The organism is Roseicyclus sp. (assembly GCF_052168335.1).
Lineage (GTDB): Bacteria > Pseudomonadota > Alphaproteobacteria > Rhodobacterales > Rhodobacteraceae > Roseibacterium.
The window spans coordinates 1-8,241 of sequence record NZ_JBQLZP010000620.1; the positions used below are offsets into that span (position 1 = coordinate 1).

The following is an 8,241-nucleotide window of genomic DNA, read 5'->3' on the forward strand; positions in this document are numbered from 1 at the left end:
GCATGACGCGGGCGAGGTCGCGCACGCCGGACTGCGAATTGGTCGTGGCGCCCGCGGGGTAGAGCTTCACCGCCGTCACCAGCCCCTCGGCATGGGCCGCCGCGACGTCGGCGGGATCGGTCGCCTCGGTCAGGTAGAGCGTCATCAGCGGCTCGAAGGACATTCCCCCGGGCAGGGCGGCCAGGATCCGGTCGCGGTAGGCGGCGGCGTCCCTGGCGGTGACGACGGGGGGCACGAGGTTCGGCATGACGATGGCGCGGGCGAAGTGGCGCGCCGTCTCGGGCAGGACGCCCTCGAGCATCGCGCCGTCGCGCAGGTGGAGGTGCCAGTCGTCGGGGCGGCGGAGGGTGAGGCGCTCTGTCATGGGCCAGTGCGCTACACCGAACCCGCGCCGAACGCCACGGGGAAAGCCGGTCTGTGCCTGAAACTTGGGCATCGGAACGCGCGCGCGGGCCCGTGCGGGTTCAGCGCGCTTGCCAGCGCCGCGGAGGGGGCTCTAGGCTCGCCTTCAGGATGTTCGATCTCGCCGCCAGCGATCCGCGCCACCAGCGCGTCAGGGGCCGCGCCGCCGTCAGCTTCGGGGCGGGCGGCCGGCTCGAGGGGCTGGCGCAGGCGGGGTCGGCCAAGGTCATGCTGCCGCGGATGCACGGGCGCGCGCCGGAGGTGGTGTTCCTCAACACGGCGGGCGGGCTGACCGGCGGCGACAGGCTCGACTACGCGCTCGACCTCGCGGGCGGCAGGGCGGTCGGCACGACGCAGACGGCCGAGCGCGCCTATCGCAGCGCGGGCGGCGCGGCGGAGGTGCGGACGCGCCTCAGGCTCGGGCCGGGCGCGGTGCTGCACTGGCTGCCGCAGGAACTGATCCTGTTCGAGGGCGCGGCGCTCGACCGCAGCCTCGAGGTCGAGATGGCGGAGGATGCCACGATGGTCATGCTCGAGACGATCGTTCTGGGGCGCGCGGCGATGGGCGAGACGGTGTCGCGCCTGCACCTGCGCGACCGCAGGCGGGTCATGCGCGGCGGGCGACCGGCGCTGATCGAGGGCGTCTTTCTCGGCGACGCGGACCTCGCGCGGGACGGCGCGGCCGGTCTCTGCGGCGCGCGCGCGGTGGCGAGCCTGTCGCTGGTCGCGGCGGACGCGGCCGACCGGCTCGTTTCCGTCAGGGACGCCCTCCCGCGGGAGGGGCCCGTGCGCGCCGCGGCCTCGGCCTGGGAGGGGCGGCTGACGGCCCGCTTCATGGCCGCCGAGGCCTGGCCGCTCCGCCGCGCGGTGGCGCGCGCGGTATCGGCCCTCACCGGCATGCCCTTGCCCCGCGTCTGGCAGATCTGACCACGATGGAAGACCGAACATGAACCTCACTCCCCGTGAAAAGGACAAGCTTCTCGTCAGCCTCGCCGCCATGGTGGCGAGGGGCCGCCTCGCGCGCGGGGTGAAGCTGAACCACCCCGAGGCGATCGCGCTCATCACCGACTTCGTGGTGGAGGGTGCGCGCGACGGGCGCTCGGTCGCCGAGCTGATGGAGGCGGGCGCCCGTGTCGTCGCCGCCGGGCAATGCATGGAGGGCGTGCCCGAGATGATCCACGACGTCCAGGTCGAGGCCACCTTTCCCGACGGCACGAAGCTCGTGACCGTCCACCATCCGATCCGCTAGATCAGGAGGTTAGGCGATGATCTTCACCTTCATCCTCGGGCTTGCGGCGGGCGCGCTGACGCCCGCGGCGGAGCCCCATGTCAAGCGCGCGATGGAGAGTGTCGCGCTGTCCAAGGTTCCGGTCGAGAAGACCGAGATGGACCTCCTGACGCTGGTGCTGCTGCTCCTGCTCGCGGCGGTCCTCAGCGGCGGCGGCTCGTCCTTCGCGCTGCTTCTGGGCGCGCTTCTGGGCGTCTTCGGCAAGCGCATCGTCGCGGCGATCCAGGGACGCGGGGGCGACGCATGATCCCCGGCGAGATCATCACGGCGCCCGGCGAGATCGAGCTGAACGCGGGCCGCGAGGCGATCACGCTCACCGTCTCGAACACCGGCGACCGGCCCGTGCAGGTCGGCAGCCACTACCACTTCGCCGAGACCAACGCCGCGCTCGACTTCGACCGGGCTGCGGCGAAGGGCTGCCGCCTCGACATCCCCGCGGGCACGGCCGTTCGCTTCGAGCCCGGCCAGACGCGCGAGGTGCAGCTCGTGCCCTATGGCGGGGGGCGCGAGGTCTGGGGCTTCAACCAGAAGGTCATGGGCAAGCTATGAGGATGCTCACGCCCTTCGATGCCTGGCGCGCGGGGCTGGAGATGGCCCGGCTCGGCATCGAGGCGCAGGCGGTGATCTGGCTGCGCGGCATGGGGGCGGCGGGCGCCTGGGACACGCCCTTCGACGAGGGCTGGCGCGCGCTGCGCGAGAAGCCCGAGGCCTTCGCCGAGGCCATGGGCCGCGCGGCCGAGGCGGCGATCCGGGGGCAGGGCGCGGCACAGGTGATCCGGGCGGCCGCCGATCCGCTGACCCGGCGCGCGCGGGACAACCGCAGGCGGCTCGAGGATCGCGGGCGGAGGCGGCTCGGCGGATGAGGGTCCTTGCGCTGATCGCCGTTCTCGCGGGGCCGGCCTCGGCGCAGGACCGGAGCTGCGACGGCGATCTCGGCGCGCTGCCCCAGCAGGCGATCAACGCGTGCCTGGCCGAGCGCTACACGGCGCGCGAGGCCGGGCTTGCGCAGGCCTACGCCGCGGCGCTCGCCGTCCTGCCGGAGGAGGACCGCACGGCGCTCCGCGCGGCGCAGCTCGCATGGACCACCTTCCGCGCCCAGGCCTGCCATGTCGAGGCGGGCGCCATGCGCGGCGGCTCGGGCGAGGCGATGCTGCTCTACGGCTGCCTCGTGCGGCTGACCGAGCGGAGGACGGAGGACCTCGCGCAAATCGTTTCGTGGCGTAACCAGTGACAGCTTTCCGAGCCCCGGGGCGGGGAGACGCCCGGGCAGCGAAACCCACCGAGGGAGGAGGATCCCAACCATGTGCGACATCTGCGTAGTGAACAGCGTGAAGGAGCGGATGCTGTCCCGCCGCCAGTTCTTCCGGGGCTCGGCCGCGGCGGCTGCGGGCGCGGGGGCGCTGGGCCTCGGCGCCTCGAAGCCCGTCTTCGCCCAGGGCCCCCGGACGGTCCACGACATGACCCACGAGCTGTCCGAGGAGTTTCCGACCTTCGGCGGCGTGCCCGGCATCTCCTACGACAAGCAGTTCGACATGGCCGCCGATGGCTACAACCTCTACGTGCTGACGGTGAACGAGCACACCGGCACCCATATCGACGCGCCGCTGCACTTCTCGGCCGACGGGCAGTCGGTGGCCGAGATCCCGGTGGAAAGCCTCGCCTGTCCGCTCTGCGTCATCGACATCCGCGCCCGCGCCGCCGAGGACCGCGACACCCAGGTGACGCCCGACGACCTCCGCGCCTGGATCGGCGCGCATGGCGAGATCCCGGACGGCGCCTGCGTCGCGATGAACTCGGGCTGGGCCGCCAAGGTCGGCACGGATGCGTTCCGCGGCGCCGATGCCGCGCGCGGCGGCAGCCTGCATTTCCCCGGCTTCCACATCGAGGCGACGCAGATGCTGCTCGAGGAGACCAACGCCGCCTGCATCGCGGTCGACACGCTGTCGCTCGACCACGGGCCGTCGCCCGACTTCGCGACGCATTACGCCTGGCTCCCCGCCGGCCGCTACGGAATCGAGTGCCTCGCGGGCCTCGACGCCATGCCGCCCGCCGGCGCGACGCTGATGGTCGGGGCGCCCAAGGTGCGGAACGGCACCGGAGGGCCCGCACGCATCATGGCGCTGGTCTGATGGCGACGGTGCGGCTCCTCCCCGACGCGGAGCTCTCCCCCGAGGCGGCCGAGGTCTTCGGCGAGATCCGTGCCCTCCGGGGCACGGACTACGTCAACAACTTCTGGCGCGCGATGGCGCACGACCCCAAGGGCATCCGGGCGCTCTGGGACCGGCTGAAGGTGGTGATGGCCCCGGGGGCGCTCGATCCGCTGACCAAGGAGATGGTCTACGTCGCGGTCTCGACGGCGAACGGCTGCGAGTACTGCATCCACAGCCACACCGCGGCGGCACGGGGCAAGGGCATGACGCCCGCCCAGCACGCCGAGCTTCTGGCGGTGATCGGGATGGCGATGCAGACCAACGGGCTCGTGCAGGGGCTCGGCGTCGAGGTGGACAGCGTCTTCCGGGCCTGAGGCGGCGGACGACTGCACGCGGCCGGTGAGCCCCTCGGCCTGAGGGAACCCCCGGCGCGTCGCGCGCATTCCTCCCACGGACCCGGAGGACCGGGTCGCCGCGGCGGGCATTCCGGCCTCCCGCGCCACGGAGGACATGGACATGCTCGAATTCATCGGACAGCTTTTCGTATTCGCCCTCTTCGCGGTCATGGCGGCGATCGTCTTCTTCGGCTTCAGCATGGCGGAGGGGCACAGCCCCCGCATCGCGCGTCGCGACGGCGACCGGGACGGCGAACGTCGCCGCGACGCCGACCGCGACCGCGACGACCGCGACCGCGCCGAGGGCCGCAGGCGCGACGAAGGCGGCTCGCCCTCGGTGGTCTGAGGCGGTGGTCTGAGGCGCCCGCGCGGAGCGGGAGAGGTCTCTCGGCGGTCTCACGTTTGCACAATGCTTCGGCAGGGTCCGCGCCATCCCGGCGCCGGACCCGCTTTTGGCTTGGAGATCAACGGGGCCCGTGTCTAGGCTCGGCGCGACAGGCACCGCAGGCCGAGGAAGACCCATGCCCACCCGCATCCCGTGTTACGCCGAGATTGCCAGCGGCAAGGGTGTGTGATGCGACGTGGAGCCCTATTGAACGGAGGGCAACCCCCGGCCGCGGGTAGGGGCAAAGCCCCCGCGTCGCGCCAGAGGCGCGCACCTCCGGTGCGCCGGGGCGGTCGGGGGCTGCCCGGCGGTGCCCGGTGGGGCGGCGAGTCACCACCAGCCGCGCCATTGGCCGAAGATTGCGATCAGGAAAACGGTGTAGCCAGCGGTCTGAAGCCAGAATGCAGTGCTCGACACGGCGGATACCTCATCTTGTCTGCGTCCAGAGAATCGCTCGTTGAGAGAGACATCCTTCCTAATAAGGCCACCTCACCTCTGATGCCGTCCGGACCTTTGTCCGGACAAAACTCTTTGATCGGTGTCATGATCGGTCATGCAAAACCAGTGGTTTAAGCCACAGGAGGACTGAAACAAATGCCCACCCGCATCCCCCGCAGCACCTATGCCGACATGTACGGCCCCACCACTGGCGACCGCGTGCGGCTGGCCGACACGGACCTCATCGTGGAAGTGGAGCGCGACTTCACGACCTACGGCGAGGAGGTGAAGTTCGGCGGCGGCAAGGTCATCCGCGACGGGATGGGACAGTCGCAGCGGACGCGGGCCGAGGGGGCGGTCGACACCGTCATCACCAACGCGCTCATCATCGACCACACCGGCATCTACAAGGCGGACGTGGGCCTCCGCGACGGGCGCATCCACGCCATCGGCAAGGCGGGCAACCCCGACACGCAACCGGGCGTCGACATCGTCATCGGTCCGGGAACCGAGGCCATCGCGGGCGAGGGGCGCATCCTGACGGCGGGCGGCTTCGACAGCCACATCCACTTCATCTGCCCGCAGCAGATCGAGGACGCGCTGCATTCGGGCCTGACCACGATGCTGGGCGGCGGCACCGGTCCCGCGCACGGCACGCTCGCCACCACCTGCACGCCGGGGCCCTGGCACATCGCGCGGATGCTCCAGGCGGCGGACGCCTTCCCGATGAACCTCGCCTTCGCGGGCAAGGGCAACGCCTCGCGCCCCGAGGGCCTGGTCGAGCAGATCGAAGCCGGCGCCTGCGCGCTCAAGCTGCACGAGGACTGGGGCACGACGCCCGGCGCGATCGACTGCTGCCTCTCGGTCGCCGACGACATGGACATCCAGGTGATGATCCACACCGACACGCTGAACGAGAGCGGCTTCGTCGAGAACACGCTCGCGGCCATCGGCGACCGCTGCATCCACGCCTTCCACACCGAGGGCGCGGGCGGCGGGCACGCGCCCGACATCATGAAGGTCGTGGGGTTCCAGAACATCCTGCCGTCGTCGACCAACCCCACGATGCCCTACACCGTGAACACGCTCGAGGAGCATCTCGACATGCTCATGGTCTGCCATCACCTCGACAAGTCGATCCCCGAGGACGTGGCCTTCGCCGAGAGCCGCATCCGCAAGGAGACCATCGCCGCCGAGGACATCCTGCACGACATGGGCGCGTTCAGCGTCATGGCGTCGGACAGCCAGGCGATGGGGCGCGTGGGCGAGGTCATCATCCGCACCTGGCAGACCGCCCACAAGATGAAGCAGCAGCGCGGCCGCCTGCGCGAGGAGACGGGCGACAACGACAACGTGCGGGTGAAGCGCTACGTCGCGAAATACACGATCAATCCGGCCATCGTGCATGGCGTCTCGCGGCACATCGGCTCGGTCGAGGTGGGCAAGCGGGCGGACCTCGTCCTGTGGAACCGCGCCTTCTTCGGGGTGAAGCCCGAGATGGTGCTCATCGGCGGGACCATCGCCGTTGCGCAGATGGGCGATCCTAACGCCTCGATCCCGACGCCGCAGCCGGTCTACTCGCGGCCCATGTGGGGCGCATACGGGCGGTCGGTCGAGCGTTCGGCCGTCACCTTCGTGAGCGAGGCGGCTGAGGCGGCGGGCATCCGGGGGCGGCTCGGCCTCGCCAAGGAGACGCTGGCCGTCTCGGGCATCCGCAAGGTCCGCAAGGCCGACATGATCCACAACAGCGCGACGCCCAGCGTCGAGGTCCATCCCGAGACCTACGAGGTCCGCGCCGACGGAGAACTCTTGACCTGCGAGCCCGCCCGGGTGCTTCCTCTGGCCCAGCGATACTTCATGTACTGAAGGCGGTTCCGGCGGGGAGGGCCAGTGGCGATGACGCGGTGGATGTCTGGGGCGGGGGCCGCGCTGGCGGCGCTCCTGCCGGTGATGGCGGCGGCGCAGCAGGCCTGTCCCACGGGGCGCGCCACGGACGGGGTCTGGTTCCAGTTCCAGGACCGCACCGTCCTGACGCGCGTGCTGTCGACCGGGCGCAACCTCGAGATCGAGTTCATGGGCGAGGAGACGAACGAGGTCCACGGCTTCGAGACGATCCCCCTCGGCCTCGCGACGGAAAGCTGGTTCCTGAGCGCGGGGCTCGTGCCCACCGGCGAGCGCAAGACGGCGACCTTCTCCGGCCTGCCCGATCCGGCGCCCGTTCCGGCGCCGGGGATGCGCTTCGACGGCGTGGAGACGGCGCGCTACGACGACGGCACGACCGAGACGCAGGGCTTCACCCTCGTCGTCGGCAATGCCCAGCCGGTCTTCATCGGGGCCTGCGGCTATACCGGCCTGCCCATCGACGTGACCTGGCAGCCGGTGGGCGGCGAGCCGCCGCATATCGAGGCGATGATGTACCTGCCCGACCTCGGGGTGACGATCTATCTCGGCTTCACCACGGACGGGTCGCGGCCGGTCCCCTCCATGCCGCTGTCGGTCTCGACGCAGCCGCCGCTCGCGAGCGCGGTTCCCCTGCCGCCGCCGGGACCGGCGCCGCAGCCCACGAAATAGGCATCGCCTCCTCGGATGCGCCCGGCGGCCCCGCCGGGCCGCCTTCGCGCTTGGCCGCCGCGCCCCGCCCGGGCGACACTCGATCGAAGGGAGGCCCCCCGAGCAGAGCAGAGGGTCCCGCGATGAAGACGGCCGCGAACACGAACCATTCTCCGCGCCTCGGCGCGCATTTCGACGCCTGGTGCTGCGAGACCGGCCTCATGATGGGCCGGAGCGACCTGCGCGGCTGGCGCCTCGCCTATGCCGCGCGGCTCGACGCGCTGCCGGACGCGGCGCTGGCCCAGATGGGCATTGCGCACACCGACATCCCCCGTATCGTGTTTCGCGATCTGATTTCCGGGTGAGGGTGCGCGGGCGATGGGCGAGGACACGACGGCGGGACTTCTGCACCGCGCGGGCACCTGGGCGGGGGCGCCGTCCGATCGCCTCGTCCTCGACTACGAGGGCCGCTTCCTGCGCCGCAAGCGCGTCACCTGCGCCTCGGGCCGCTCGGTCCTCGTGGACCTGCCCGAGACCGTCTCGCTCGAGGCGGGCGACGCGCTCGAGACGGCGGAGGGCGCAATGATCGCGGTGGAGGCCGCGCCCGAGCCGCTCCTGCGGGTGACGGGCGAG

The 8,241-nt window shown here is 71.5% G+C and carries 14 protein-coding genes; 13 read left to right on the top strand and 1 reads right to left on the bottom strand.

Annotated features, from left to right (window positions below):
• Positions 1-364 (bottom strand): amidohydrolase family protein (locus ACTS11_RS18995; protein WP_442641856.1); only part of this gene is annotated, 364 nt, incomplete at its 3' end.
• A 149-nt stretch (positions 365-513) separates the two neighbouring features.
• Here ACTS11_RS18995 and ACTS11_RS19000 point away from each other — a divergent pair.
• The 13 genes from ACTS11_RS19000 to ACTS11_RS19060 form a co-directional block, all read left to right on the top strand.
• A complete protein-coding gene (locus tag ACTS11_RS19000; RefSeq protein ID WP_442641857.1) occupies positions 514-1,329 on the top strand; it encodes an urease accessory protein UreD in 816 nt (271 codons plus the stop codon).
• A 19-nt stretch (positions 1,330-1,348) separates the two neighbouring features.
• Positions 1,349-1,651: an urease subunit gamma gene (locus tag ACTS11_RS19005; protein ID WP_442641858.1), complete on the top strand. Its 303-nt coding sequence runs from the start codon at positions 1,349-1,351 to the stop codon at positions 1,649-1,651.
• Positions 1,652-1,667: 16 nt separating this feature from the next.
• The gene (locus ACTS11_RS19010) at positions 1,668-1,937 is read left to right on the top strand and encodes a hypothetical protein (protein ID WP_442641859.1); all 270 of its coding nucleotides are present in this window, start codon (positions 1,668-1,670) and stop codon (positions 1,935-1,937) included.
• The gene (locus ACTS11_RS19015) at positions 1,934-2,239 is read left to right on the top strand and encodes an urease subunit beta (protein WP_442641860.1); all 306 of its coding nucleotides are present in this window, start codon (positions 1,934-1,936) and stop codon (positions 2,237-2,239) included. The genes ACTS11_RS19010 and ACTS11_RS19015 overlap by 4 nt, the downstream gene beginning before the upstream one ends.
• Positions 2,236-2,553, top strand: a complete 318-nt coding sequence (locus tag ACTS11_RS19020) for an antifreeze protein (protein ID WP_442641861.1) — start codon at positions 2,236-2,238, stop codon at positions 2,551-2,553. The genes ACTS11_RS19015 and ACTS11_RS19020 overlap by 4 nt, the downstream gene beginning before the upstream one ends.
• Positions 2,550-2,921, top strand: coding sequence for a lysozyme inhibitor LprI family protein (locus tag ACTS11_RS19025; protein WP_442641862.1), 372 nt, complete (start codon positions 2,550-2,552; stop codon positions 2,919-2,921). Before ACTS11_RS19020 ends, ACTS11_RS19025 begins: the two co-directional genes overlap by 4 nt.
• 70 nt (positions 2,922-2,991) lie before the next feature.
• Positions 2,992-3,819 carry a cyclase family protein gene (locus ACTS11_RS19030; RefSeq protein WP_442641863.1) on the top strand — a complete coding sequence of 276 codons (828 nt, stop codon included), beginning with the start codon at positions 2,992-2,994 and terminating at the stop codon, positions 3,817-3,819.
• Positions 3,819-4,214: a carboxymuconolactone decarboxylase family protein gene (locus ACTS11_RS19035; RefSeq protein ID WP_442641864.1), complete on the top strand. Its 396-nt coding sequence runs from the start codon at positions 3,819-3,821 to the stop codon at positions 4,212-4,214. Before ACTS11_RS19030 ends, ACTS11_RS19035 begins: the two co-directional genes overlap by 1 nt.
• Before the next feature lie 142 nt (positions 4,215-4,356).
• Positions 4,357-4,581, top strand: a complete 225-nt coding sequence (locus ACTS11_RS19040; RefSeq protein WP_442641865.1) for a hypothetical protein — start codon at positions 4,357-4,359, stop codon at positions 4,579-4,581.
• Positions 4,582-5,214: 633 nt separating this feature from the next.
• Complete coding sequence (gene ureC, locus ACTS11_RS19045; RefSeq protein ID WP_442641866.1) at positions 5,215-6,924, top strand: urease subunit alpha; 1,710 nt, start codon at positions 5,215-5,217, stop codon at positions 6,922-6,924.
• 30 nt (positions 6,925-6,954) lie between these two features.
• Complete coding sequence (locus ACTS11_RS19050; RefSeq protein ID WP_442641867.1) at positions 6,955-7,629, top strand: hypothetical protein; 675 nt, start codon at positions 6,955-6,957, stop codon at positions 7,627-7,629.
• A gap of 122 nt (positions 7,630-7,751) precedes the next feature.
• Positions 7,752-7,973: a hypothetical protein gene (locus ACTS11_RS19055; protein ID WP_442641868.1), complete on the top strand. Its 222-nt coding sequence runs from the start codon at positions 7,752-7,754 to the stop codon at positions 7,971-7,973.
• Between the two features lie 13 nt (positions 7,974-7,986).
• A partial coding sequence (locus ACTS11_RS19060) for an urease accessory protein UreE (RefSeq protein WP_442641869.1) occupies positions 7,987-8,241 on the top strand: 255 nt, incomplete at its 3' end.